Annotated in this window: 26 protein-coding genes; 19 read left to right on the plus strand and 7 right to left on the minus strand. The window is 62.6% G+C overall.

Annotated elements, in window-relative coordinates; translation table 11 throughout:
* Nucleotides 1–46: 46 nt before the first annotated feature.
* The gene (locus tag N2597_RS04195) at nucleotides 47–712 is read right to left on the minus strand and encodes a glutathione S-transferase family protein (protein WP_183598960.1); all 666 of its coding nucleotides are present in this window, start codon (nucleotides 710–712) and stop codon (nucleotides 47–49) included.
* A gap of 202 nt (nucleotides 713–914) precedes the next feature.
* On the opposite strand from N2597_RS04195, the gene N2597_RS04200 reads away from it, so the two are divergent.
* Nucleotides 915–1154: a hypothetical protein gene (locus tag N2597_RS04200; protein WP_106797254.1), complete on the plus strand. Its 240-nt coding sequence runs from the start codon at nucleotides 915–917 to the stop codon at nucleotides 1152–1154.
* A gap of 19 nt (nucleotides 1155–1173) precedes the next feature.
* Nucleotides 1174–1638 (plus strand): YbhB/YbcL family Raf kinase inhibitor-like protein, encoded by a 465-nt coding sequence (locus N2597_RS04205; RefSeq protein WP_039618572.1) that lies wholly within the window; start codon nucleotides 1174–1176, stop codon nucleotides 1636–1638.
* A gap of 73 nt (nucleotides 1639–1711) precedes the next feature.
* On the opposite strand, the gene N2597_RS04210 is transcribed toward N2597_RS04205, so the two are convergent.
* Nucleotides 1712–3079 (minus strand): TIGR03808 family TAT-translocated repetitive protein, encoded by a 1368-nt coding sequence (locus N2597_RS04210; RefSeq protein ID WP_183598962.1) that lies wholly within the window; start codon nucleotides 3077–3079, stop codon nucleotides 1712–1714.
* A gap of 231 nt (nucleotides 3080–3310) precedes the next feature.
* On the opposite strand from N2597_RS04210, the gene N2597_RS04215 reads away from it, so the two are divergent.
* On the plus strand, nucleotides 3311–5608 hold the full coding sequence (locus N2597_RS04215; protein ID WP_106797251.1) for a sensor domain-containing protein: 2298 nt from the start codon (nucleotides 3311–3313) through the stop codon (nucleotides 5606–5608).
* A 33-nt stretch (nucleotides 5609–5641) separates the two neighbouring features.
* Here the strand turns inward: N2597_RS04215 and N2597_RS04220 are convergent, their stop codons facing one another.
* A complete protein-coding gene (locus tag N2597_RS04220; RefSeq protein ID WP_183598964.1) occupies nucleotides 5642–6364 on the minus strand; it encodes a helix-turn-helix transcriptional regulator in 723 nt (240 codons plus the stop codon).
* Nucleotides 6361–6648, minus strand: a complete 288-nt coding sequence (locus N2597_RS04225; RefSeq protein ID WP_183598966.1) for a hypothetical protein — start codon at nucleotides 6646–6648, stop codon at nucleotides 6361–6363. Before N2597_RS04225 ends, N2597_RS04220 begins: the two co-directional genes overlap by 4 nt.
* A gap of 183 nt (nucleotides 6649–6831) precedes the next feature.
* On the opposite strand from N2597_RS04225, the gene N2597_RS04230 reads away from it, so the two are divergent.
* Complete coding sequence (locus N2597_RS04230) at nucleotides 6832–8622, plus strand: methyl-accepting chemotaxis protein (RefSeq protein WP_183598968.1); 1791 nt, start codon at nucleotides 6832–6834, stop codon at nucleotides 8620–8622.
* A gap of 18 nt (nucleotides 8623–8640) precedes the next feature.
* Here N2597_RS04230 and N2597_RS04235 read toward each other — a convergent pair whose 3' ends face one another.
* Nucleotides 8641–9606 carry a glycerophosphodiester phosphodiesterase family protein gene (locus N2597_RS04235; protein WP_183598970.1) on the minus strand — a complete coding sequence of 322 codons (966 nt, stop codon included), beginning with the start codon at nucleotides 9604–9606 and terminating at the stop codon, nucleotides 8641–8643.
* Between the two features lie 116 nt (nucleotides 9607–9722).
* On the opposite strand from N2597_RS04235, the gene N2597_RS04240 reads away from it, so the two are divergent.
* The 10 genes from N2597_RS04240 (at nucleotide 9723) to N2597_RS04285 (ending at nucleotide 17875) form a co-directional block, all read left to right on the plus strand.
* Nucleotides 9723–10526 (plus strand): alpha/beta fold hydrolase, encoded by an 804-nt coding sequence (locus tag N2597_RS04240; RefSeq protein ID WP_183598972.1) that lies wholly within the window; start codon nucleotides 9723–9725, stop codon nucleotides 10524–10526.
* Between the two features lie 49 nt (nucleotides 10527–10575).
* The gene (locus N2597_RS04245) at nucleotides 10576–11586 is read left to right on the plus strand and encodes a ligase-associated DNA damage response exonuclease (protein ID WP_183598974.1); all 1011 of its coding nucleotides are present in this window, start codon (nucleotides 10576–10578) and stop codon (nucleotides 11584–11586) included.
* A 201-nt stretch (nucleotides 11587–11787) separates the two neighbouring features.
* The gene (locus N2597_RS04250) at nucleotides 11788–13413 is read left to right on the plus strand and encodes a cisplatin damage response ATP-dependent DNA ligase (protein WP_183598976.1); all 1626 of its coding nucleotides are present in this window, start codon (nucleotides 11788–11790) and stop codon (nucleotides 13411–13413) included.
* Nucleotides 13414–13535: 122 nt separating this feature from the next.
* Nucleotides 13536–14459, plus strand: a complete 924-nt coding sequence (locus tag N2597_RS04255) for an alpha/beta hydrolase family protein (protein ID WP_106797245.1) — start codon at nucleotides 13536–13538, stop codon at nucleotides 14457–14459.
* Nucleotides 14460–14606: 147 nt separating this feature from the next.
* Complete coding sequence (locus tag N2597_RS04260; RefSeq protein ID WP_077994756.1) at nucleotides 14607–15413, plus strand: L,D-transpeptidase; 807 nt, start codon at nucleotides 14607–14609, stop codon at nucleotides 15411–15413.
* A gap of 137 nt (nucleotides 15414–15550) precedes the next feature.
* Nucleotides 15551–16285, plus strand: a complete 735-nt coding sequence (locus N2597_RS04265) for a L,D-transpeptidase family protein (RefSeq protein ID WP_009996687.1) — start codon at nucleotides 15551–15553, stop codon at nucleotides 16283–16285.
* A 238-nt stretch (nucleotides 16286–16523) separates the two neighbouring features.
* Nucleotides 16524–16733, plus strand: a complete 210-nt coding sequence (locus N2597_RS04270) for a cold-shock protein (protein WP_004676036.1) — start codon at nucleotides 16524–16526, stop codon at nucleotides 16731–16733.
* A gap of 236 nt (nucleotides 16734–16969) precedes the next feature.
* Nucleotides 16970–17254: a cold-shock protein gene (locus N2597_RS04275; protein ID WP_183598985.1), complete on the plus strand. Its 285-nt coding sequence runs from the start codon at nucleotides 16970–16972 to the stop codon at nucleotides 17252–17254.
* Between the two features lie 53 nt (nucleotides 17255–17307).
* Nucleotides 17308–17544, plus strand: coding sequence for a 30S ribosomal protein S21 (rpsU, locus tag N2597_RS04280; protein WP_009996690.1), 237 nt, complete (start codon nucleotides 17308–17310; stop codon nucleotides 17542–17544).
* Nucleotides 17545–17641: 97 nt separating this feature from the next.
* Nucleotides 17642–17875: a hypothetical protein gene (locus N2597_RS04285; protein WP_009996691.1), complete on the plus strand. Its 234-nt coding sequence runs from the start codon at nucleotides 17642–17644 to the stop codon at nucleotides 17873–17875.
* 26 nt (nucleotides 17876–17901) lie between these two features.
* On the opposite strand, the gene N2597_RS04290 is transcribed toward N2597_RS04285, so the two are convergent.
* Nucleotides 17902–18390: a MarR family winged helix-turn-helix transcriptional regulator gene (locus N2597_RS04290; protein ID WP_077994757.1), complete on the minus strand. Its 489-nt coding sequence runs from the start codon at nucleotides 18388–18390 to the stop codon at nucleotides 17902–17904.
* Nucleotides 18391–18626: 236 nt separating this feature from the next.
* On the opposite strand from N2597_RS04290, the gene N2597_RS04295 reads away from it, so the two are divergent.
* Entirely contained in the window at nucleotides 18627–19049 is a 423-nt protein-coding gene (locus N2597_RS04295; protein WP_009996695.1) for an organic hydroperoxide resistance protein, read from the plus strand.
* Nucleotides 19050–19324: 275 nt separating this feature from the next.
* On the opposite strand, the gene N2597_RS04300 is transcribed toward N2597_RS04295, so the two are convergent.
* Nucleotides 19325–19837, minus strand: a complete 513-nt coding sequence (locus tag N2597_RS04300) for a MarR family winged helix-turn-helix transcriptional regulator (protein WP_077994853.1) — start codon at nucleotides 19835–19837, stop codon at nucleotides 19325–19327.
* An 89-nt stretch (nucleotides 19838–19926) separates the two neighbouring features.
* On the opposite strand from N2597_RS04300, the gene N2597_RS04305 reads away from it, so the two are divergent.
* From N2597_RS04305 to N2597_RS04320, 4 genes are all read left to right on the plus strand, one after another.
* Nucleotides 19927–20655 (plus strand): DUF899 domain-containing protein, encoded by a 729-nt coding sequence (locus N2597_RS04305; protein WP_183598979.1) that lies wholly within the window; start codon nucleotides 19927–19929, stop codon nucleotides 20653–20655.
* A 91-nt stretch (nucleotides 20656–20746) separates the two neighbouring features.
* The gene (locus tag N2597_RS04310; protein WP_009985829.1) at nucleotides 20747–21214 is read left to right on the plus strand and encodes a DUF1579 domain-containing protein; all 468 of its coding nucleotides are present in this window, start codon (nucleotides 20747–20749) and stop codon (nucleotides 21212–21214) included.
* A gap of 50 nt (nucleotides 21215–21264) precedes the next feature.
* Nucleotides 21265–22044 carry a VOC family protein gene (locus N2597_RS04315; RefSeq protein ID WP_077994759.1) on the plus strand — a complete coding sequence of 260 codons (780 nt, stop codon included), beginning with the start codon at nucleotides 21265–21267 and terminating at the stop codon, nucleotides 22042–22044.
* A 205-nt stretch (nucleotides 22045–22249) separates the two neighbouring features.
* Nucleotides 22250–23524 carry an IS4 family transposase gene (locus tag N2597_RS04320; protein WP_341356226.1) on the plus strand — a complete coding sequence of 425 codons (1275 nt, stop codon included), beginning with the start codon at nucleotides 22250–22252 and terminating at the stop codon, nucleotides 23522–23524.
* Nucleotides 23525–23626 lie beyond the last annotated feature (102 nt).

Raw genomic sequence — 23626 nt, forward strand, 5'->3', positions numbered from 1 at the left:
CCGGATCGTGCCCGAGCGCACGGTACGCTGAATTCTACCGTCGCCCTCAGACCTCGACCGGTTCCTTGCTGCGGGCCGCCTGCATTGCCTTGTAGGCGGGGCGGGACTGGCAGCGCTCGATCCACGCCTTGATGTTCGGATGCGCATCGAAAAGCTCCGCCTCGCTCTGGGCATAACGCAGCACCTCGGCGAGGTTGAGGTCAGCGACAGTGAAGCGGTCGCCGACGATCCATTGCCGGCCTGAAAGCTGGCCTTCGAGCGCCGCGAGCGGCCGGCGCAGGCCATAACATGCGGCCGCGATGGTTTCCTTGCCCTCGGCGCTGTTTTCGAGGCCGTTATCATAGGTCAGCACGATCCTGACCGAATGCGGCTCGACCTGGGAGGCCGCCCAGACCGTCCACATCGTCAGCAATCCGTCTTCCTCGACGGTTTGTCCGGAAAGCGGCCCGCCGTGTTTGCGAGCGAGGTAGAGAGTGATCGCCAGTGATTCGTGCATGACGAGGTCGCCGTCGCGAATGCTGGGGATCTGCGCCATTGGGTTGACGGCGGTGAAATCGGCCGAGTGCGTGTTGAGCGGCGTTTCCGCGGCGAGCGGATCGGCGAGCCGCCTGGCCTGCAGCACCGGCACCGAGCGGAACTCGAGCCCGAGCTCTTCCGCCACCCAGTAAACGCGCGAGGCGCGCGATCGATAGACCCCATAGATTGTCAGCATGACCATATCCCCTCAATGTGTCGGGAGAAATCGTAATCACTGGACCTGCCGCGGAAAAGCCTCCGCCACTGATGGGACGATGAAAGCTTTTGATACGCTCAGGGCTGGCGGAACAATGCGTAGGCCAGCGGGTTCGAGCCTCAGAGGCTGGCGCCGTCAAGGCGTCGAAAGCAGGAGTGCGTTCTCAGCAAGGAGGAATGTCATGACGGGGAAGAAGACGCATGAACAGCAGCTTCGCGTCATCGAAAAACGCGAGAAGACGGCAAATGCCGGTGAGGATTTCGATGCCGCAGCAGATCTGCAGCGCAATCCACAGGCGAGGCAGGCGTATCGGAAGGGAGGCGATCTGAAGCCGGATCCGGATACCGGAAACGACGATCGCGCGATCATGCGCGGCCGCAACCAGGAAAGCGAGCATAAGAAGGGAAGAGGCCGTCCCTGAGGAGACAAAGGAGAATGTCATGACTTTGACATTGATCAGCAAAGCCTTCGCGCAGGATCAGCCAATCCCTAAGAAATATGCGCGCGCGGGCGAGAATCTCTTTCCGCCGCTTGCCTGGAGCGGCGCCCCCGACGAGACCAGGAGCTTTGCTCTGGTGGTCGAGGATCCGGATGCCCCTCGTGGCACCTTCCGCCACTGCGGTATCGCCAATATCCCGGCGCAGTGGACTGAGCTCGCCGAAAGCGTCGACACCGCACCCGAACAGGCGCCGCGCTTCTACAAGAACGATTTCGGCAATGCCCGCTACGACGGCCCGCAACCGCCGGCCGGCGATCGCCCGCATCATTATATCTTCCGCCTCGCCGCCCTCGACGTGCCGAAGCTTCTGACACCCGATGCCGCCGGCATCAGCGCCATGTGGGCGGAGGCAAAGAAACATGCCTTGGCGGAGGCGACCATCACCGGCACCTATCAGACGCAGTGACGACGATATGAATTCAAGTGCGTGAGGTCTTACCGCCGGCAGAGGCGCCGGCGGTTGAAAGCCGCCCCGTCCGTCAGGACATGCGGTTTCGCTCGACGGTGAGCTGCGCATAGGGCGAGCCGCCGTTCGCCAGCTCGCCGGAGACTTTTTTCTCCCACTCGAAGCCGAGAACCGCGCCGTCGGTGATTTCCTGGAAGACGTTGTCGGTGATGACGGCGGTGCCGGCGCCATCGGCGACCGAGACGGCGCAGCCGACCGGGGCCTTGCGCACGACATTGCCGCTGACGACGACATTGCGCAGATAAGCGCCGCAGCCGATCTGCAGTCCCCAGCGCGGCGCGCCCTCGATCACATTGGCCGACACCAGCGTATCGGCCTCCGCTGCAATGCCGATGCCGAAGCCGACCTCGTGCTGGTAGGGGCCCTTTAGCGTCAGGTTGCGCACGACGTTGCCGGTGACGCTCGCGAGCCTGCCGCCTTCGTCGAAATTGGCGATCGAGATGCCATTGGCCGCCCCGTCGATCAGATTGGCGGAGACCACAGCACCCTCGAAGGCGAATTCGACATAGATCGCCGTCTCGCCGGAGCGCCGGCACTGGTTGCTGCTGATCTGGATGTTCGAGGCCGAATTGGCGCGGATCGCCGTAAAGGCGCAGTCGGAAATATGGTTGTTCACCACCATCACCCCGTCGGCGCGGAAGATGTTGATGCCGTTGCCGTTCTGGCCGGTGCCGCCGTCATTGGCGCGGATGTTGGAAATCCGGTTGCCGGAAATGACCGTGCTGTCTTCCGCCTTCTTCCAGCGATGCACGAGAATGCCGCCATTGCCGCAATCGGCGATCGTATTTCCGGTGACCGAAAGATTGGCGGAATCCACCGCGTAGAGCCCGGCTTGGGCCGCACCTGAGATGCGGCTGCGCTCGATCCGTCCGCCGCAGCGCTCCAGCTGCAGGCCGTGCTTGCGGCTGCCGCCGATTTCGCAATTGTCAATCAGCACCTCGTCGACGCCGGTAAATTGCACGAGCCCGCCGGCATAATCCCCGAGCCAGCGGTTGCCGCCGTCGATGACGAGATTGGAAAGCTCGATGCGCCGCACATTCTCGGCCGCGAAGAGGTGGCCTTCGCCTGTGTAGACGATCCGTGAGGCGCCGGGCACGCCCGTGATGCGGGTATTGTCGGGCAACGTGAGATTGGAGATCCGGTAGGTGCCGGGCGGCAGGAAGACCGGCACGTTCTCGGCCGCCGCCTGTTTGATCATCTGCTCCAGGTTGCGGGCCTTGCGGTCGCCGCTTTCGGGAATGGCGCGATATTCCACCGCATCGATCGCACCGCGCAAATCGGGCTGGGCAGCAGCCGTCAGCGGCGAGGCAAACGCGCGCGACGTCCCGCCCGCAACCGCCGAGGCGGCGAGAAAGAGAAGCATGTCGCGGCGTGAAGGCATTCCGGGCGCTCCTGTCATGGCCCGCCTCTAGCAGGAAACGTGCCATCCCGCCTGTCTTCTTTTGGCACACACCTTTCCCCGGCGCGCGAAATTACGGTTGCCGCCGAGGTTGAGGGCAGGATCTCGCCGCTTATTTTGGCGTGTTGTTCACTCTTTCACTTAAGCAAGCCGAAGGACTTCAGGACTACTTTGAAGGGAAATGACGACTGCGGGGCCGGGGAGAATGGGGTAATGCACGAACCAAGTGCCAGGCGATGGGAATCGGCCGAGGCCCTGACGGCCGAAACGCGGCGCTTCGTTGCCGCGACCGAGGCAATGATGGCGTCGACCGCCCACCACCTGTCCGAAGGCGTCGAGAACCTGCGCCTGAGAGCGATCATCCACGAACTGCCGGATTTCCTCTACGTCAAGGATCGTGACAGCCGCTTCGTCTTCGCCAATGCCGTCACCGCCAGCAACCTTGGCTTCGGGAGTGCCGATGAGATCACCGGCAAGCGCGATTTCGACCTGTTCGATTTCGAGGTGGCGCGCCGTCATTTCGATATCGAGCAGCAGATCATGGCGACCGGCCAGGCCCGGATCGACATGGAGGAAACGGTCGTTCTTCCCGGCAGCCCCAGGCCGGTCTGCCGGCTGACGTCGAAGATTCCGCTGCGCAACGATCGCGGCGAAATCATCGGGTTGATCGGTGTTTCCCGCGATATCACCGAACGCAAGCTCCAGGAAGATCTCCATCGCGGCCAGGCGAAACTGCTCGAAATGATCGCCCGCAACGAGCCGTTGCCGATGATCCTCGAAGCGCTGGTGCTGATGATCGAGGCGCAGCTGACCGGCATCGACGGATCGGTGCTGCTGCTCGACAGCGAGGGCACCAGGCTCTATCACGGGGCAGCTCCCAATCTGCCCGGCGGCTACAGCCGCCTGATCGACGGCGTCACCATCGGCCCCAAGGTCGGCTCCTGCGGCACGGCCGCCTGGCGCGGCCAGACCGTGATCGTCGAAGACGTGATGAGCGATCCGCTCTGGGAGGATTTCCGCGCGCTGATTGCCCCCTTCGGCTTCCGCTCCTGCTGGTCGACGCCGATCGCCACCTCTGAGAATAATGTGCTCGGCACCTTCGCCCTCTATTCCAGGGAAGTCCGCCGTCCCAGCGAGCATGAGATGAAGCTGGTGGCGCTCGCCACGCACATCGCCGGCATCGCCATCGAGCGCAAGCGCGTCGATGACCGCATCCATTTCATGGCTCATCATGATGATTTGACCGGCCTGCCGAACCGCGCCTTCCTGAAGGAAAGGCTGGCCAGCATCCTCGATCAGGCCCGGCGCAACAATCGCAAGGTCACCGTCGCCTATATCGATCTCGACAATTTCAAGGACGTCAATGACGGCCGCGGCCACGCCGCCGGCGACGAAGTGCTGAAGGAGATCGCCACCCGCATGGCCAACAGCGTCCGCGCCTCGGATATGGTGGTGCGGCTCGGCGGCGACGAATTCCTCGTGGTGCTCGTCCACCAGTCGAGCCACGACGCCGGCATCGCGCGGCGCCTGCGCGAATTGCAGAAGGCGATCAACCGGCCGATGCGCGGCGAGAGCGGTGACATCGCCATCACCTCGAGTATCGGCGTTGCCGCCTTCCCCGTCGACGGCGCAACCGCCGAAGAGCTCCTCGCCAATGCCGATCGCGCCATGTACCGGGCCAAGCAGCTCGGCCGCAATACGCTGCAGCATCACGATGGCGCCGGCACACCGGTCGGCATGCCGCTCGGCGAGCAGGAGGAGCTCCACCAGGCGATAACAGGCGATCAGCTGTTCCTCGAATATCAGCCGCAGGTCGATGTCGCCACCGGCCGCATCACCGGCATCGAGGCGCTGGTCCGCTGGAACCATCCGGCCAAGGGCAGGGTGCCGCCGGTCAATTTCATCCCGCTCGCCGAAGAGACCGGCCTCATCGTTCCCCTCGGGCTCTGGGTGCTGAACGAGGCCTGCCGCCAGGCGCGCGCCTGGCAGGATTTGGGCCTGACGCCGCTGACGATCGCCGTCAACGTCTCGGCCAAGCAATTCGCCGATCCGGATTTCGCAAGCCATGTCGCCGAGGCGCTGGAGCGCCACGGCCTGCAATCCCATTGGCTGGAGCTCGAGGTCACCGAAAGCGTGGTGATGCAGGATGCCGAACGCGCGCTTGCGATGATGGCATCGCTGCGGGCGCTCGGTGTGCGCCTGTCGATCGACGATTTCGGCTCCGGCTATTCCAGCCTTGCGGCGCTGAAGACCTTCCCCTTCGACCGGCTGAAGATGGATCGTTCGCTGGTCGAGGCGCTGCCGGGCGACAAGACCGCCGTCGCCATCGCCTCGGCGGTGATTTCGCTGGCGCAGACGCTGAAGCTTTCGGTGCTTGCCGAAGGCGTCGAAACCGATGCCCAGATGGATTTCCTGCGGCAGGCGCATTGCGAGGAGGCGCAGGGTTATCGCTTTTCCAAGCCCGTCTCTCCGGAAGAGATCCCGGCATTGCTGCGGGCGCGGGACCTCTGAACGTCATTTCATAAGCCTGCTGATCGCCGCGATCTAAACCCGAATGATATTGAGACGCAGAGCGCTGACGACCGCCTGTGTTCTCGTCGTGCATCCGAGCTTCTTGATCACGCTGCCGATATGATTGTTGACCGCATTTTCCGACAGATGGAGAAGCTTTGCGATTTCGCTGCTCTTCCTGCCTCCAGCCGTCAGCCTCAGGCACTCCAGCTCACTCGACGTAAAGGCAATCGGCTTGTGTTTCTCGTTCAATGTCAGCTGTGAGAGCCGATCATAGATGAGTGTGGCGATAAACAGGATCTTCGCCATTTCGATCATGCTGAAATTCCGGGATCCCGAAATCGACATCGCACCGCGTCCACCGGCAGCATCGTGAAGGGGAAAATAGGCTCCCTTTTCCATGCCGTACCGCCTGAACAAATCGATGACCGTGGACTTCTTGCCCCCTCCGCGATCGGTGTTGATCGCCTCGACATCATAGTTGAAGGGACTGGTCGATCTCAGCATCCGGCGGATGACAGGGCTGTCGACCATCAGGCTATGGGCGTCATAATAATCGACCATCTCCGCCGGCCAGTTGGTAATGATCTTCGTCGCGCCGATTTCAACGAACTCGACCGTGGGCAGCGTCATGATCAGGAATGCAGTCATTCCCAGATCCTGAGTGAGACCCTTCATATATTTGAAGACTTCGTAATGCGTCTTGAAGCCTGCGGCGACTTCTTCAATTCGATTGAACTCATCCTCGAGCTTCATGTCTTTTTCCGATCAACAATCGTATCCAGCGCTTCGCGGCTGACGTGTCCAGCAACTGATTCTGCACGCTCGAAGGACGATGAAATATGCACTTGCAGCGGGAAAACAGAAAGGCCGTTCACCGCCGGAAATACGGAGATAAGGGGCGGATGATTGCTTAACAAAGAGTAAACCGTTCTTAGAATTTTCAGGGCGGCGCAGGTGGAAAAAACGCTGTCTTCACGCTCGAAGTCCCCGCCGGAACTTGCTGTGTCGAAGCCGACCTTTCGAAGAGCTTTGTTCAAATAACTGATTTTATTTGTAATTCTTCTGCTTTTGGGTTCAGCAGCGGGGGCTGCTGTCGGGCAAAGGTGGGGTTAATGCAAACTTAAAGAATTTACCGGATTCTATTCCCAGATCGCTCATCAAACGCAAGTCCGGTGGGGTCGCGGCAGTCATTCGCTTAAGAGCTGAGTTAGGGGGACAGCATGAAGACACTAGGATTCGGCTTCGGTTCGGATGCCAAGGCCGTACTGGCGGCGATGAGCAGGTCACAAGCCATCATCGAGTTCGACCTCACCGGCAAGATTCTGACGGCCAACGCCAATTTCTGCGCCGCGCTCGGCTACGAATTGTCAGAGATTGTCGGCCAGCACCACCGGATGTTCGTCGAGCCGGCAGAAGCCTCGTCGGCCGACTATCGCGAGTTTTGGGCAAAGCTCAGCCGAGGCGCGTTTGATCAGCGGCAATACAAGCGCATCGGCAAGGGCGGCAGGGAAATCTGGATTGAAGCTTCCTACAATCCCGTCTTCAGTGGCGGAAAGCCGTATAAAGTGGTGAAGTTCGCGACCGATATCACCAAGCAGAAACTGCAGAGCGCCGAAGATGCCGGCAAGATAAACGCGCTGTCGCGCGCCCAGGCTGTTATCGAATTCACGCCGAAAGGAGAGATTCTGACAGCGAACGAGAATTTCCTGTCGGCGCTCGGTTATCAGCTTGCCGAGATCCAGGGCCGCCACCATTCCATGTTCTGCGAGAGCGCCTACGCAAACAGCGAGGATTATCGCCGGTTCTGGGAGCGCCTGGCAGCGGGTGAATTCGTGGCGGATGAGTTCCTGCGCATCGGCAAGGGCGGCAAAAGGATCTACATCCAGGCCACCTACAATCCGATCCTCGACATGAACGGTAAGGTGTTCAAGGTCGTCAAATTCGCGACTGACGTTACTGCCCGCGTCAACAATGTCGATCAGCTTGCGGCATCTTTGATGGGCCTGGCCGGCGGCGATTTGACCCAGGAGGTCGCAACACCATTCATTCCGACACTGGAAAGGCTCCGCACCGATTTCAACGCCGCGGCCACCAAGCTGCGCACAGCGATGCAGGTCGTGGCTCAAAACGCGACGGGCATCGCTGCCAGCGCCCAGCAGGTTCGTTCAGCCTCCGACGATTTGTCGAAGCGTACGGAACAGCAGGCGGCTTCCGTCGAGGAAACCGCAGCCGCCCTTGAAGAGATCACCACAACAGTCTCCGATTCGAGCAACCGTGCCCAGGAAGCCGGCCAGCTGGTTCGAAGGACCCGCGAGAACGCCGAGCGTTCCGGCGCGGTGGTCCGCAGCGCCGTCGATGCGATGGGCAAGATCGAGACATCGTCCGCAGAGATCGGCAACATCATCGGCGTCATCGACGAAATCGCCTTCCAGACCAATCTCCTGGCACTGAACGCGGGCGTCGAGGCGGCCCGCGCGGGCGATGCCGGCAAGGGTTTTGCGGTGGTCGCGCAAGAGGTTCGCGAGCTTGCTCAGAGATCGGCCAAGGCGGCAAAGGAGATCAAGGAGCTGATCGGGGCCTCCAACGAGCACGTGAAGCGCGGAGTGACGCTGGTCGGCGAAACCGGCAAGGCTCTCGAAGAGATCGTCGCCCAGGTTCAGCAGGTCAACAGCAATGTTCTTGCGATCGTCGAGAGTTCAAAGGAGCAGGCGACGGGGTTGAAGGAAATCAACACCGCGGTAAACACCATGGACCAGGGCACGCAGCAGAATGCCGCTATGGTCGAGGAATCGACGGCTGCCGCACATAGCCTCGCCAAGGAAGCCGACGCGCTTTTCCAGCTGCTGGGCCAGTTCAATATCGGCGGCCAAACCTCGCGCCAGCAGCGCCCCGCCGTGGCAACTGCCGCTTCCAGGCCCGTAGCATCGGCACCGCGGGCAATGGCTGCAAAAGTGGGCGCAGCCTTCCATGGCAACGCGGCAGTCGCCGGCGGCGACTGGGAGGAGTTCTGAGGCGGGTGGCGCTCCGCCTCATTCCAGGAGCCGTCCGATCGTCTCGATCTCATTCGTCCAAATGCCTGCCGCATAGTTTTGCGGCAGTCGCGCCAACTGCGCGGGGTCGTCGATACCGGTGGAAAACTCACCGCCTCGATAAGGGCCGAGCACGAAAACTTCGGTGCCGGCATCCTGCATCCGGTTGAGGAAGCGGTCGGGCCAGCCCCAGAGCCAGGGCGCGATATTGATCGGCACCAGCATCATCCGCTGCTTGCAGGCATCCGGCAGCAGGCCGGTCCAGCCATAGCCGATATAGCCGGTGAGGCAGCCCTTCAGGCTCTGGCGCGAGGCGGTCTTGATATCGGGCAAGCGCCGGCGGATGACGTCGATCGGTTCGCCGCCGCCATAGACGATGATCTCGGCCCGTCGCTCGGTGGAAAGTCCGTTGAGCACGACGGCGAGCTTTTCGCCCTCGGACGGATCGCGGCTCTTGACGTTGATGAGGAAACGCCGATCCGGAAAGGTCGACAGCACTTGCGCCAGCGTCGGCATCATGCCGCGGCCGCGGAACGGAAAGGTCTTGCCGCCATCGGCGGTGTAGCCATAGCCGATGTCGAGCTTCCGCATCTCCTCCATCGAATGCTCGCGAGTGACACCGTGGCCGTCGGTGCGGCAGTCGAGCGTCCAGTCGTGAAAGACGGCGAATTGCCCGTCCGTCGTCGGGTGCACGTCAATCTCGACGATATCGGCGCCGGCCGCAAAGCCCGCCTGCATCGAGGGGATGGTATTTTCGAGATAATCATGTTTCGGCGGCAGCATGCGGCTCGCCGTGCAGGTGTCATTCTTCAAATCGGTCTCGTCGAAGCGTTGGGCGATGCCGCGATGGGCGAGCAGCACCGGCTTACCCGAACGGTGCTCCGCCAAAAGGCTGGTATTGTTGAGGTAGATGCCGGCCGCGGCGAGCGCGATTGCGCCGGCGCAATAGAAAAGCTTCCTGCCCATGTTGCTCTCCCTGATTGCATCGAAGAAGGAGACAGCTAAAAAGCGATTCTGGTTGTTCTTGGGCTGTTTTCCGGCTTTTCTATGCGCGGTTATCTCAGGAGAGGACTGGCATCGCGATGGAACAGCAGGACGACGAACTCATCCGTTTCGAAGCAGAGGGCGCCGCACCCTTGCCGCCGGCTGCTGTCGAAGGTCATGTCGGGCGCGAAGGCGCCCGCATCTGGTATGCGAGCTACGGCGCCGGGCCTGCCGTCATCCTGCTGCATGGCGGCCTCGGCCATAGCGGCAACTGGGGCTATCAGCTCCCGGCACTGCTCGAAAGCGGCCGCCGCGTCGTTCTGATCGACAGCCGCGGCCACGGCCGCAGCACGCGCGATGCCCGTCCCTATACCTATGAGCTGATGACCGCCGACGTGCTTGCGGTCATGGACGAACTCTCTCTGGAACAGGCGGCATTCGTCGGCTGGAGCGACGGCGCCTGCATCGCCCTGATCCTCGCCGCGGCGGCGCCGTCGCGTGTCGAGGGCGTCTTCTTCTTCGCCTGCAACATGGATCCGAGCGGCACACGGGAATTCGTTCCGACCCCGGTCATCGACCGATGCTTCAGCCGCCACGCCAAGGATTATGCGGCCTTGTCCGCCACGCCGGACAATTTCAATGGCTTCGTCGAGGCGGTGAGCCTGATGATGCGCACGGAGCCGAATTATCAGGCCGAAGACCTCGGCCGCATCGGCGTGCCGGTTGCGATCGTGCTCGGCGAACACGACGAGTTCATCAAGCCCGAGCATGCCGAATATCTCGCCCGCAGCATTCCAGACGCTCAGATGATCTATCTCAGGGGCGTCAGCCACTTTGCGCCGCTGCAGCGGCCGGCCGAGTTCAATGCCGCAGTGCTGTCCTTCCTCGACGGGCTTCCTTGATGAATCGCTCCCTCTGGCCTCGCGCCCGTTTGCCGCTATCTCTTGCTGCATGAGAGCTGATGCGCTGCTTTATCCCGCCCCGGAAGGGCTCTATTGCCCGGAAGGCGGATTCTATGTCGATCCGGTGCGGCCGGTGGAGCGGGCGCTGGTCACCCACGGCCATTCCGATCACGCCCGGCCGGGTCATGTCAACGTGCTCGCCACCCGCCAGACGCTCGACATCATGCGTCTGCGCTACGGCGAGGGCTTCTGTGCTAGCGAGCAGGCAGTCGGTTTTAATGAGGAGCTGCTGGTCAACGGCGTCAAGGTGAGCTTTCATCCCGCCGGCCATGTACTCGGCTCCGCCCAGATTGCCATCGAGAGGAACGGCACCCGCATCGTCGTTTCCGGCGATTACAAGCGACGCCCCGACCCGACCTGTGCGGCCTACGAGCCGGTTGCCTGCGATGTTTTCATCACCGAGGCGACCTTCGGCCTGCCGGTCTTCCACCATCCCGATCCGATGGACGAAACCGGCAAGCTGCTGGCCTCGCTCAGGCAATTTCCGGAGCGCACCCATCTCGTCGGCGCCTATGCGCTGGGCAAGGCCCAGCGCGTCATCCGCCTGCTGCGCGACGCCGGTTATGCCGAGCCGATCTATATTCACGGCGCCATGGAAAAACTCTGCGACTATTATGTCGGCGAGGGCATCGATCTCGGCGAGCTGCTGCCGGCGACCATCGAAAGCCGCGACAGATCCGCCTTCAAGGGCGCCGTCGTCATCGGCCCGTCCTCGGCCTTCGCCGATCGATGGGCGCGCCGCTTCAACGAACCGCTGCCGGCCTTCGCCTCCGGCTGGATGCTGGTGCGCCAGCGCGCCAAACAGCTCGGCGTCGAATTGCCGCTCGTCATCTCCGACCATTGCGACTGGCCGGAGCTGACAGAAACGATCCGTGAGCTGCACCCGGCCGAGGTCTGGGTGACCCACGGCCGCGAGGAGGCGCTGGTGCGCTGGTGCCAATTGCAGGGCATCAAGGCGAAACCGCTGCATCTCGTGGGCTATGAAGACGAGGCGGATTGAGATGAGCTGCGTGGTGGATCAAAACCCCTCCCCAGCCCCTCCCCACAAGGGGGAGGGGCTAGATCTGCCGCGCCATCCCACTGCAAAATCACCCCCGGGAACGCTGAAGTCGAAAAAGGGCAGGGCAGCACCACGAGTTAGTCCCTCCCCCTTGTGGGGAGGGGTTGGGGAGGGGTCTTCTTCCCAAGCCCGGAGGCCCGCATGAAAGCCTTCGCCGACCTCCTCGACCGCCTGGTGCTGACCCCCAGCCGTAACGGCAAACTCAAGCTGCTAACCGACTATTTCCGCGATACGCCCGATCCAGACCGCGGCTATGGCCTGGCCGCCATTGCCGGCACGCTCGAGGTGCGCAACGTCAAGCCGGCCATGCTGCGCGAGCTGGTGCTGGAGCGCATGGACGAGGTGCTGTTCCGCTATTCCTATGATTATGTCGGCGATCTCGCCGAAACCATCTCGCTGGTCTGGGACAATGAGCGGGATATCGACCGCTCCGCCCTTTCCCAGCCGCGCCTCGGCGAGGTCGTCACCCGCATGAACGGGCTCGGCCGCACCGAAGTGCGCGGCTATGTCCGCGACCTGCTCGACCGGCTGGATTCCTCGGGCCGCTTCGCCTTCATCAAGCTGACGACCGGCGCCATGCGCATCGGCGTCTCCGCCCGTCTTGCCAAGCAGGCGCTCGCCGACCTCGGCGGCAAGGACGTTACCGAGATCGAAACCCTCTGGCACGGCCTGCAGCCGCCTTACGAGACATTGTTCGCGTGGCTGGCGGGCGGCGGCGAGAAACCGGCGCTGGCCACACCGGCGATCTTCCATTCCGTCATGCTCGCCAATGCGGTGGAGGAGGGCGATCTTGCCGCTCTCGACCCCGCCGACTATGCCGCCGAATGGAAATGGGACGGCATCCGCGTCCAGCTTTCCCGCTCCGGCGACCGGCGCAAGATCTATTCCCGCTCCGGCGACGACATTTCGGGCGCCTTTCCCGACATTCTCGAGGCGATCGATTTTTCCGGCGTTGTCGACGGCGAGCTCTTGGTCGGCGGCACCGCCCGCTCCAACAGCCCGACCCGCACATTCTCCGACCTGCAGCAGCGGCTGAACCGCAAGACGGTGACGGCGAGAATGCTCGACGACTACCCCGCCTTCATCCGCGCCTATGACCTGCTGTTTGACGGCGAGGAGGACATTCGCGGCCGCACCTATGTCGATCGCCGCGATCGCCTGGCTGAGATCATCGATCGCGCGCCCCATGATCGTTTCGATCTGTCGCCGCTCGTGCCTTTCACATCCTGGGAAGAGCTCGACGCTTTGCGCGCCGCGCCGCCCGATCCCGTTATCGAGGGGGTGATGATCAAGCGCCGCGACAGCATCTACCAGGCCGGTCGCATTAAGGGTCCCTGGTTCAAGTGGAAGCGCAATCCCTATAACGTCGATGCGGTGCTGATGTATGCCCAGCGCGGCCACGGCAAACGCTCGAGCTACTATTCCGACTTCACCTTCGGCGTCTGGGCCGACGACGAGGACGGCGAGCAACTGGTGCCTGTGGGAAAGGCCTATTTCGGCTTCACCGATGCCGAACTCGAGCTGCTCGACAAGTTCGTGCGCAACAATACGACGGAGCGGTTCGGCCCGGTGCGGGCCGTGCGGGCCGACCGGGATTTCGGCTTCGTCGTCGAGGTCGCCTTCGAGGGCATCAACCGCTCGACCCGGCACAAATCAGGCGTCGCCATGCGCTTCCCCCGCATCGCCCGCCTTCGTCCTGACAAGCCGCCCTACGAGGCCGACCGGCTGCGCACGCTGATCGCCATGATCGACGCCAAACCCGGCTGAGTCGGGCCGCCGCCTGCGCAACAATGACGCAGGGCGATATTTTCAACAGGATGTGTATTGGCGGCAGCGCGTTTTCCGGTGCACATCTTGTCGGCCGGGGAAATGATTTTGGGTGCTGCGTCATGAGCTCGCATGAACGAAATTCCTTTTTCCGCCAACGCCGTGCCGTGCTGGCGGGTCTCGCCGGAGCGCTGGTGTTGCCGCGCATGGCGGCCGCCTTCGATGTCCCGGAAGAACCACGCCTTGCCAGGCACGACTATGCCGAGGTTCGCCGCCGTTTTCGCACGAAGCTGCTGCAGAAGGGGCCGGCGCCCGACAAATACGAACCGCTGGCCGCGCCTGCCGACGCTGAGAAGATCTTCTACCGTTCCGGCTATGGCGGCGAGCTGGAGCTGGCGGCCTGGGTTTCGAAATACAAGCGCGAGCGCACGGCCAAGCCTGCAGTGCTTTTCCTGCATGGCGGCAACGCCATGGGCATCGGCCACTGGCAGCTGATGAAGCCCTATATGGATGCCGGCTATGTCGTGATGATGCCGTCGCTGCGCGGCGAAAACGGCCAGAGGGGCAATTTCTCAGGATTTTACGACGAGGTCGACGACGTTCTCGCCGCTGCCGAGCGTCTGGCGCATCTGCCGGGCGTCGATCCCCAGCGCCTGTTTGTCGCCGGCCACAGCATCGGCGGCACGCTGACCATGCTGACGGCGATGAGCACCCACAAATTCCGTGCCGCCGCGCCGATTTCGGGCAATCCGAACGCCTTCCGCTTCTTCAGCCGCTATCCCCAGGACATCCGCTTCGACGACAGCAACAGGCATGAATTCGAGGTGCGTTCGGCGCTCTGCTACGCCCACAGCTTCAAATGTCCCGTCCGGGTCCTCCATGGCACGGAGGAGGCGCATTTCAACGACCGCGCCGACCTGCTCGCCCGCCGCGCCCGCGCCGCCGGCACCCACATCGAAACCGAAACCGTCGCCGGCAACCACACCTCGGCATTGCCGGCCGAGATCGCCCAGAGCATCCGCTTCTTCCACGGCGTGGCGGCCTGATTTTTCGGCGCGCCCAGGAACCCGCAGCCAGAGGGCGGGTTCAAGTCTTCCTGATTTTTCCTCCCCGACACCAGCCTCGCGCCAGCCGCGGATGCCATCGTCGCGGCAGATATCGCTGTCTCGCCGATCGTTGATAAGGGTGGTTCGATGAATTTTCTGCGCCGGGTCTTCCCGATTGCCGGGCTCGTGATAGTCGCTGCCTCGCTCAGTGGCTGCAACATCCTCATTCCCGATGTCGCCGCCGATTCGCCCGCCCGCTTCGTCCAGGAAACCTCGCCGGTCTTCTATCAGCCGCCCGGCGTCGATCCCGGCCGCGTGCGGCCGATCCCCGATCAGCCGGTGCCGCAGACGCGCGAACTCTACAAGACCCAGTTCCACCAGACCTACGGCCTGCCGGTCACCAATCCAGTGCATGCGGCGATGTATGGCGAGCTGCGCGACGAGGATTTCACGCTGCCGTCAATTCCGGTCAGCCGCGTGCAGCCGCAATTCCTGCGCCAGGAGGTCGATTATCAGACGACCGAACGCCCGGGCACGGTCGTCGTCGACACCAAGGCGCGTTTCCTCTATTTCGTCGAGGGCAATGGCAAGGCGATGCGTTATGGCGTCGGCCTCGGCCGCGACGGTTACGCCTGGTCGGGCCGCGGCGTCATCCAGTGGAAGCAGAAGTGGCCGCGCTGGACGCCGCCGGTCGAAATGGTCTCCCGCCAGCCCGAGGTTCGCGCCTTTTCGGTCGAAAACGGCGGCATGAATCCCGGACTGCAGAACCCGCTCGGCGCCCGCGCCATGTATATTTTCAAAGACGGCCAGGATACGCTCTATCGCATCCACGGCACGCCCGACTGGCAGTCGATCGGCAAGGCCACCTCGTCGGGCTGCGTGCGCATGCTGAACCAGGATGTCGTCGATCTCTACGACCGCCTGCCTGCCAAGGCCGAGATCGTTGTGATGTAGCGCTGCAACAGCGCTCTTCATATCGTCGGCTCCATCAGGAACACGTCTGCGTGAAGCTATGGTTTATTTGGCGCAAGCCGATAGATTTCATGATGTCGTAATGGATTCCCGCATCAACAGGAAATCAGTCCCGCGTCATGAGTTCCGATAGACATCTTTCCCGCCGCAGCTTTCTCTCCCTTTCGGCACTGACCGCCGCCTCCGCGCTCACCGGCTGCGCCTCTTCCGCCAACACCGTAAGATCGGGCGACACGTCGATCATCTACCGCTCGCCGATGCGCCTGTTCCAGTCGCCGGGAGCCTCGAGCGTGCCGAGCGGGCCTGAGCTTGCCGTCATGTACGGCCCAGTCGAGGACGGCGGCTTCCTCATTCCCGCCGTTCCCTACGAAGAGATCGATCCCCGCTACTATCGCCAGCGCGTTCTCGATCCAACCGGTCAGCCGCCCGGCACCATCGTCGTCGACACGCCGTCGCGTTTCCTCTATCTCGTCCAAGCCGATGGCATGGCGATGCGTTACGGCGTCGGCATCGGCCGCGAAGGTTTTGCCTGGCAGGGGTCGGGCGTCATCCAGTGGCGACAGAAATGGCCGCGCTGGAAGCCGCCGAACGAGATGGTCGCCCGCCAGCCGGAACTGGTCAAATATTCGATCGAGAACGGCGGCATGGAGCCCGGGCTGAAGAACCCGCTCGGCGCCCGTGCGCTTTATATCTTCTCGAACGGCGAGGACACGCTCTACCGCCTGCACGGGAACCCCGACTGGCGCTCGATCGGCAAGGCCGTCTCCTCGGGCTGCGTCAGGCTGTTGAACCAGGATATTATCGATCTCTATGATCGCGTTCCGACGAAGGCGCCGATCGTCGTCTGGCAGTGATTCCGACGGGGCGGTCGCCAGCCGGCCGCCTCTGCCTGCTATTCCGGGCGTCGTTGCTCTGCCCGGAAAAGTTTTATTTTCAAAATAGCATTGCTTAATTCGGTAAAAAGCCTACATGGTGCCTATCGAATATTGCTTGTGCTGCGCGATCGCGCTTCGTCAGATCTCCTCTCAGCATCGATATTGCTCGTGGGACAACGTTCCCCGGCTTCACTCCAACGGTTGAAAGGAAATCGTTATGAATTCAGGCGTGGTCAAGTGGTTCAACGGCACCAAGGGTTTTGGCTTCATCCAGCCCGATGATGGTTCCACGGACGTTTTCGTTCACATTTCGGCAGTCGAACGCGCTGGCATGCGCGAGCTCACCGAAGGTCAGAAGGTCCGTTACGACCTCGTTCGCGACAAGCGCTCGGGCAAGAACGCGGCCGACAACCTTCAGGCCGCATGATTTGTCATTCGCCTGCAGCGGCCGCGTCTTTCAGACGAGCTACAGCTGCTGTAGCATTTTGACTGGCAAGAATGTGCCAGCGAGCTGACCACGGATGTACTGGCAGCGCGCTGATCAACTTGCCGGCGGAAGGGCAGAGTGACGGGAAGAGGTCGGGTCCGCCCGGCCTTTTTGTTTTCACTGTGGCCTTCGATTGGCCAATCGAACAAACAGCCGAAGGGTTGAAGGTGCGCCGAATGGGCAGACCAAACTACAAAATCGGCGACATGATCGTGTTGAAATCCGGCCTTACCCGCACCGCGGAAGCCGAAAAGCGGTGCCGGATCGCCGGCGTCCTTCCCAACGATCATGGACATGTGCAATATCGCGTCCAATTCGACGCGGAGAATTTTGAACGCCGCATCACCGAGGCCGACATTGACACCGGGAAATCGTTGTCCCGGGCCGCCCCAGAGGTGGTGGCCAAAGCCGGCGGCGCCGAACCCTGGTTGAAGCTTTCGAGCCTCAGGATCGGGAAGTAAAGCCGCTTTCACTATGGACCGTGCGGCCTTGCCGCCGAAGAAAGGATATCACTTTGCAGGTACTCGTCAGGGATAACAACGTCGATCAGGCACTGCGCGTGCTGAAGAAAAAGATGCAGCGGGAAGGCCTGTTCCGGGAAATGAAAGCTCGCAGCGCCTTCGAGAAGCCCTCCGAGAAACGCGCCCGTGAAAAGGCCGAGGCCATTCGCCGCCAGCGCAAGCTTGCCCGCAAGAAGATGCAGCGTGAAGGCCTGCTGCCGGCACCGAAAAAGGTTCTTCGCGCCCGCTAACCCGGCCGCGGGATCGCGGCCAACGTGAACAACGGCCCGGCCGCGGGATCGCGGCCCGGCCGTGGCTCAAAATCGCCAGCACCTGAGAAAGGGGCATATGACCGCCACCAAGGAAGAATTCTTCAATCCCGCCAAGCTGTCGCCCCGCGACAAGGCGGAAGCGACCGATCAGACGGCGCGCGCCATCATCGCGGCCGAAGCCTCGGCCCGCGACAAGAAGACGGAAAAGCTGAAGGCGTTGCGCCTGCAGCAGGCGGCCGAAGCCGGAGCGGAAGCGGCGCCGGCAAAGAAGCGCCGGTCACCGGCCAAATCCGCTCAGCGGCGGCCGTAATTCGGCGAAAGGCCCGACAGGAGGCTTCAGCCGCCGGCGGCGCCGGCCCGGCCGAGATTGCCGCGCAGCCGATGCAGCATGTCGCGCATCTGCCCCAGCTCCTCCAGCGTGCAGCCGGCAGCTTGCCCGATCGCCGTCATGATCGTATCGACCTCTCCCTTCATCGCCTGGCCCTTCGGCGTCAGTGACACGATCACCTGCCGCTCGTCGCGCAGGTCGCGGATGCGCTTGATCAGCCCGCCCTGTTCCAGTCGCTTCAACAGCGGCGACAGCGTGCCGGAATCGAGATCCAGCTGCTCGCCGATGGTCTTCACCGGCAGCTCGCTGCGCTCCCACAGCACCAGCATCACCAGATATTGCGGATAGGTGAGGCCGACCCTGTCGAGGATCGGCTTGTAGGCACGGGTGAAGGCATGCGCCGTCGCGTAGACCGCGAAGCACAGCTGCTTTTCCAGCCGCTTCTCCTCTTCCGGTATCTCCATCGTCTTTGCCGTTTGCGCTTTCATCTCCACCACCCCCGAGCATGATGCCGAAAAGTGTGAGCGGTTTTCTCATGACATCACGCTCTCACTTTAACGTAGAGCAGGATTCAGATTTTGGGCCGGACCAGCCTAAAATCGTCCTGCCCTAAGGCTGCGATTGTCTTCCTTTCGACGCCGAAATGCAATTTGCAAAATTCACTTGCGTACAAGTTAATTGTGCGATATTAAAAATCCAACCCCGATCGAAGGACCAACCAAAGGAGATTGTCATGCCTATTCTCTATACGACCCAAGCCTCTGCCACCGGCGGCCGCGCCGGCCGCGCCGTTTCCGATAACGGCGTCCTGGACGTGACGCTGACCGTTCCCAAGGAACTCGGCGGCGACGGCGCGACCGGCACCAATCCCGAGCAGCTTTTCGCCGCCGGATATTCCGCCTGCTTCCTCGGTGCCCTGAAATTTGTCGCGGGCCAGCAGAAGGTCAAGATTTCCGAGGAAACGACGGTTTCCGCCAAGGTCGGCATCGGCCCGCGCGAAGACGGCACCGGCTTCGGCATCGAAGTGGCCCTGACCGTCAATATTCCCGGCCTCGACCGCGAAACAGCCGAAAAGCTCGCCGCCGCAGCCCATATCGTCTGCCCCTACAGCCACGCCATGCGCACCTCGACCGAGGTTCCGGTCACGGTTGCCTGATCCAGGCACGTTCAGCAAAACTGACGGGATGTCCTTCGGCTTCGGTCGGGGCCGCTGCTTGTCTTGATGCTGACGTGAACGCAGCGATCATCGCATGGGTCCTCGGGTCAAGCCCGAGGACGACGGAGCAAGGGGAGGCCTCTCGCCTCCAGCCAATACCTACCCCCAACCTCCGTCGTGCTCGGGCTCGACCCGAGCACCCACGCGCGCCGACTCCGGTTGCATGGCGTGAACGACGCGATTTCTCGTGGATCGAAGGCGAGGTTCGGCTCGCTCTACCCGGCCGTTGTCCGTTCGTTTTTGCGGGACTGGCGAGCGGCCGGCTTCGGCGCCTCACCACTCCCTGACACCGCCAGCAACTCCTGCCGCAGCCGCGCGGAGCCGCCGTCCGGCAATCTGCCGTCAAGCATCGCATGCGTCTCTTTCCAGATCGGCAGCGCGTTTGCCAGCGCCGCCTTGCCTTCGCCGGTGAGCGCAAGCAGCCGGCCGCGCCTGTCCCTCGGATTTTCCATCACCATCACCCAGCCCTTGCGCTGCAGCGGCTTCAAGGCCGCCGTCAGCGTCGTCTGGTCCATGGCGAGCAGGGCTGCGACCGGCCCCATTGGCGGCGGCTCCGGCCGGTTCAGCGACATCATCAGCGAAAACTGCCCGTTGGTCAGCCCGGTGGGCCGCAGCGCGTCGTCGAACAGCCGGGCGAGCGCGCGCGCCGCTCGCTGTGCATGCAGGCAGAGGCAGGTGTCGCGCACCAGAAGCGTTGTAGAGAAAGGAATTTCAACCGAATTTGACATGGCCATTTTATATTGATATCAATCTATTTAGTCAAGGAGAAGGAGATGTTGCCGGCTTCACCGGCAAGCGCCGGAGGAGGGCGCATCCGATGCAGAACGAAGTTGTTTCCCGCGAGCAATGGCTCGCGGCCCGTCGCGCCCTGCTCTTGAAGGAAAAGGAGGCGACGAGGCTGCGTGACAGCGTCAACGCCGCCCGCCAGGCGCTGCCCTGGGTGAGGGTCGACAAGGACTATGCCTTCGATACGCCAGAGGGAAAGAGGTCGCTCGCCGATCTCTTCGACGGTCGCAGCCAGCTACTGATCTATCATTTCATGCTTGGTCCGGACTGGGAGGCCGGCTGCCCCGGCTGCTCCTTCCTCGCCGATCATGTCGACGGCGCCCTGCCGCATCTCAACCATCACGACGTCACCTGGGTCGCCGTCTCGCGCGCGCCGCTTGAAAAGATCGCCGCCTACAAAAGGCGGATGGGCTGGAAATTTCCCTGGGTCTCATCCTTCGGCAGCGATTTCAATTTCGATTATCACGTTTCTTTCAGCCCGGAGGACCTTGCCAAAGACAAGGTCTTCTACAATTTCACTGCTATCGAGCCGGCTGAGGCCCATGACGAACTGCCGGGCCTCAGCGCCTTCTACCGCAACGACAAGGGCGAGGTCTTCCATACCTATTCGAGTTATGCCCGCGGGCCGGAGGAACTGATCGGCACCCTGATGATCCTCGACCGCGCGCCGAAGGGCCGCAACGAGCAGGGCACGATGAATTTCGTGCGCCGCCATGACGAATATGAGGATGCTCAAACGGCGCCATCCTGCTGTCACTGAGCAGGCACATGATGCCGAAATCCGTGGGGCGGTTTCCGGACGACGCCATGCTCTAAGAACAGGCGTTGCCATCACCTGAAGGGAGAAGAGGATGATGAAGACGGCTGAAGTGCTGAAGGAACATTCCTTCCTGGAAAGACTGGTCGGCGAGTGGAGCGTCACCGCACCCGAGATGGGCGGCGGCGACGACTGGACGGAGACCGTCCGCTCGCTGCACGGCATCTGGTTCGTCGCCGAAGGGCACGGCCGCATGCCCGACGGCAAGCAGGCCACTACGATCCTGACGCTCGGCTACAACGCCGACAAAGGCAAGTATGTCGGCAGCTGGATCGGCTCGATGATGGACTACATGTGGGTCTATGAAGGCGAGGTCGATGCCTCCGGCAACGTGCTCGACCTCTATACGACAGGACCCGACTTCAATGGCGAGGGCCTGGCCGATTACCGCGAGCAGATCACCTTCATCAACGCCGATCACCGCACCTTCACCTCCAGCGCCAGGCAGGCCGACGGCTCCTGGAAGCAGTTCATGGAAGTCCATTACACCCGCAAGATCTGAAAATCACGGCGCCGCAAGCATCGCAGAGGCGTCAGAAAAGGGAGAGTTCTATGTCCAAGACGCATGGAAAGTTCATCTGGTGCGAGCTGATGACCCCCGACACGTCAGCCGCCGCGAAATTCTACAGTTCCGTCGTCGGCTGGACCACCTCCGAGATGAAGGTCGAGGGCATGCCGACCTATACGATCTTCGAGGCGAACGGCATCGGCGTTGCCGGCCTGATGGAGTTTCCGGCCGAACTCGAAGGCACGGGTATTCCGCCGAATTGGACGGGTTATGTCGGCGTCGACGATGTCGATCAGTCGGCAAAGGATTTCGCCGCCAATGGCGGCGCGGTGCGCCGTCCGCCGGAAGACATCCCGAGCGTCGGCCGCTTCGCCGTCGTCGCCGATCCGCATGGCGCGGTGCTCTGCATCATGACGCCGGCGCCGATGGACAAATCCCCGCCGGAACTGGCCTTCGACGCGCCCGGCAATATCGGCTGGCGCGAACTCTATGCCGGAAATGGCGAAGAGGCACTGGCCTTCTATTCCAAGCAGTTCGGCTGGACCAAGGACAGCGAAATGGACATGGGCCCGATGGGCGTCTACTACATCTTCGCCCATAACGGCCGGCAGACCGGCGGCATGATGACCAAGCCCGACAACATGCCGATGACCTTCTGGTGCTACTATTTCATCGTGCCCGCCCTCGATGCCGCGATCGAACGCGTCACCTCGGGCGGCGGCAAGGTCGTCAACGGACCGATGGAGGTCCCGGGCGGCAGCTGGATCATCCAGGCCACCGACCCGCAGGGCGCCTTCTTCTGCCTGGTGGCGCCGAAGCGGTAGGTTTGGGCTGCGTTTGGGGTCGTGCCCCCGGCCCCCTCATCCGCCTGCCGGCACCTTCTCCCCGGCGGGGCTATGGCATTCACACATTTAGAATTGCCTATGGAATGGCGTTCTGATTCTCTTGCTGCAAGCAGGAGAATTGAGCGATGGATGATTTGAGCCTGGGGCGGTTTGGCGACCGTCGCCTGGAAAAAGGGGGGCGTTCTTGCTGGAGCGCCTTATTGCGACGGCCGGCCAGGGAATGCGGGTGCGCAAGCTCGGCGGCAATCGGGCCGGAGAGATCCGCTTGACCCGGTTCTTGCGCAATGGAGCGGTCGATCCGCAGGCGATGATCGATGAAGCGGCCTTGCGCACGGCCGGCCGCTGCGCGGATCGGCACATCCTGGCCATTCAGGATACGACGGTGGTCCGTTCCAGCGGCGGTGGCGGTCTTTATCTGCATGCGATGATCGGGGTCGACGCCGACGATGGCGCGATCGTCGGGGCGATCCATGGACAGTTTCTAAGCCGCGACCAGGGCAAGCGCGGCACCCAGCGGGCGCGTGCGATCGAGGAGAAGGAGAGCTATCGCTGGCTGGAGGGCGCCGACCGGGCGGCAAAGGTTTGCGAAGCCGCGCGCCACATCACCGTCATTGCCGACCGCGAAAGCGATATCTATGAGGCCTTCACCCGAAGGCCTGCCAATGTCGACCTTGTCGTGCGCGCCGCCAAAGACCGCAGCCTCGGCAAGGACCAGCCGTCGCTGTTTGCCATGGCCGATGCCTTGCCGGTTGCTGCAAACCTTGCCTTCACCCTGCCGGCCAAGCCGGGCCGCAAGCAGCGCGACACGCAGCTGGCGATCCGCTTCAGCGCGGTGACATTGCTGCCCCCGAAGAACGGCATCTACAAGAAGACCCCGGGTGGGGTGCGCCTTTATCTGCTGGATGTGCGCGAGAGCACGCCGCCACCGGGCGAGACGCCGATCCATTGGCGGCTGCTGACGACCTACGCGGTGTCGGATGCCGACCAGGCGGCGGCGGTCATCGCCCTTTATCGCCGCCGCTGGACGATCGAGCAATTGTTCCGCACCCTGAAGACCCAGGGCTTCGACATCGAAGGCCTGCGCATCGAGGACGCGGGGGCGCTGAGCAATCTGGTGACGGCCGCCTTCGTCGCCGCCGTCATCGTGCAACAACTGGTTCATGCTCGCGACGGCGCCCCACCCGGCAGCACCTTGCGCCCCATCGAAGACGCCTTCGAGCCGAGCGACCGGCCGCTGCTGGAAGCCTTCTGCGCCAAGCTTCAGGGCAACACCGCCAAACAGAAGAACCCGCATCCCAAAGGGTCGCTGGCCTATGCCGCCTGGGTCTGCGCCCGCCTCGGCGGATGGACCGGCTACTACGGCAAGCCTGGGCCAATCGTCATGCTCGACGGATGGCAGCAGTTCCAGGCCGCCAAACGCGGCGTAGACCTCCTCTTATCAGCTTTCGACAATGTGTGAATCTAATAGCCCCGCTGGGGAGAAGGGGTGTCGCGGCTTTTCCTCTCCGCCTACGAGCCACCCTGCGACCTAACAGCGAGTCTCTTCTCCCCAGCGGGGAGA

The organism is Rhizobium sophoriradicis (assembly GCF_025200795.1).
In the GTDB taxonomy this organism is placed as follows: Bacteria; Pseudomonadota; Alphaproteobacteria; order Rhizobiales; family Rhizobiaceae; genus Rhizobium; species Rhizobium sophoriradicis.

What these genes read in the sequence shown, in the direction of transcription:
- N2597_RS04210 (WP_183598962.1), bottom strand. Translation starts at nt 3,079, where the DNA reads ATGCCTTCACGCCGCGACATGCTTCTCTTTCTCGCCGCCTCGGCGGTT.
- N2597_RS04205 (WP_039618572.1), top strand. Translation starts at nt 1,174, where the DNA reads ATGACTTTGACATTGATCAGCAAAGCCTTCGCGCAGGATCAGCCAATC.
- N2597_RS04220 (WP_183598964.1), bottom strand. Translation starts at nt 6,364, where the DNA reads ATGAAGCTCGAGGATGAGTTCAATCGAATTGAAGAAGTCGCCGCAGGC.
- N2597_RS04235 (WP_183598970.1), bottom strand. Translation starts at nt 9,606, where the DNA reads ATGGGCAGGAAGCTTTTCTATTGCGCCGGCGCAATCGCGCTCGCCGCG.
- N2597_RS04240 (WP_183598972.1), top strand. Translation starts at nt 9,723, where the DNA reads ATGGAACAGCAGGACGACGAACTCATCCGTTTCGAAGCAGAGGGCGCC.
- N2597_RS04230 (WP_183598968.1), top strand. Translation starts at nt 6,832, where the DNA reads ATGAAGACACTAGGATTCGGCTTCGGTTCGGATGCCAAGGCCGTACTG.
- N2597_RS04255 (WP_106797245.1), top strand. Translation starts at nt 13,536, where the DNA reads ATGAGCTCGCATGAACGAAATTCCTTTTTCCGCCAACGCCGTGCCGTG.
- N2597_RS04300 (WP_077994853.1), bottom strand. Translation starts at nt 19,837, where the DNA reads ATGTCAAATTCGGTTGAAATTCCTTTCTCTACAACGCTTCTGGTGCGC.
- N2597_RS04270 (WP_004676036.1), top strand. Translation starts at nt 16,524, where the DNA reads ATGAATTCAGGCGTGGTCAAGTGGTTCAACGGCACCAAGGGTTTTGGC.
- N2597_RS04310 (WP_009985829.1), top strand. Translation starts at nt 20,747, where the DNA reads ATGATGAAGACGGCTGAAGTGCTGAAGGAACATTCCTTCCTGGAAAGA.
- N2597_RS04245 (WP_183598974.1), top strand. Translation starts at nt 10,576, where the DNA reads ATGAGAGCTGATGCGCTGCTTTATCCCGCCCCGGAAGGGCTCTATTGC.
- N2597_RS04315 (WP_077994759.1), top strand. Translation starts at nt 21,265, where the DNA reads ATGTCCAAGACGCATGGAAAGTTCATCTGGTGCGAGCTGATGACCCCC.
- N2597_RS04200 (WP_106797254.1), top strand. Translation starts at nt 915, where the DNA reads ATGACGGGGAAGAAGACGCATGAACAGCAGCTTCGCGTCATCGAAAAA.
- N2597_RS04250 (WP_183598976.1), top strand. Translation starts at nt 11,788, where the DNA reads ATGAAAGCCTTCGCCGACCTCCTCGACCGCCTGGTGCTGACCCCCAGC.
- N2597_RS04215 (WP_106797251.1), top strand. Translation starts at nt 3,311, where the DNA reads ATGCACGAACCAAGTGCCAGGCGATGGGAATCGGCCGAGGCCCTGACG.
- N2597_RS04275 (WP_183598985.1), top strand. Translation starts at nt 16,970, where the DNA reads ATGGGCAGACCAAACTACAAAATCGGCGACATGATCGTGTTGAAATCC.
- N2597_RS04195 (WP_183598960.1), bottom strand. Translation starts at nt 712, where the DNA reads ATGCTGACAATCTATGGGGTCTATCGATCGCGCGCCTCGCGCGTTTAC.
- N2597_RS04295 (WP_009996695.1), top strand. Translation starts at nt 18,627, where the DNA reads ATGCCTATTCTCTATACGACCCAAGCCTCTGCCACCGGCGGCCGCGCC.
- N2597_RS04265 (WP_009996687.1), top strand. Translation starts at nt 15,551, where the DNA reads ATGAGTTCCGATAGACATCTTTCCCGCCGCAGCTTTCTCTCCCTTTCG.
- N2597_RS04260 (WP_077994756.1), top strand. Translation starts at nt 14,607, where the DNA reads ATGAATTTTCTGCGCCGGGTCTTCCCGATTGCCGGGCTCGTGATAGTC.
- N2597_RS04305 (WP_183598979.1), top strand. Translation starts at nt 19,927, where the DNA reads ATGCAGAACGAAGTTGTTTCCCGCGAGCAATGGCTCGCGGCCCGTCGC.
- N2597_RS04285 (WP_009996691.1), top strand. Translation starts at nt 17,642, where the DNA reads ATGACCGCCACCAAGGAAGAATTCTTCAATCCCGCCAAGCTGTCGCCC.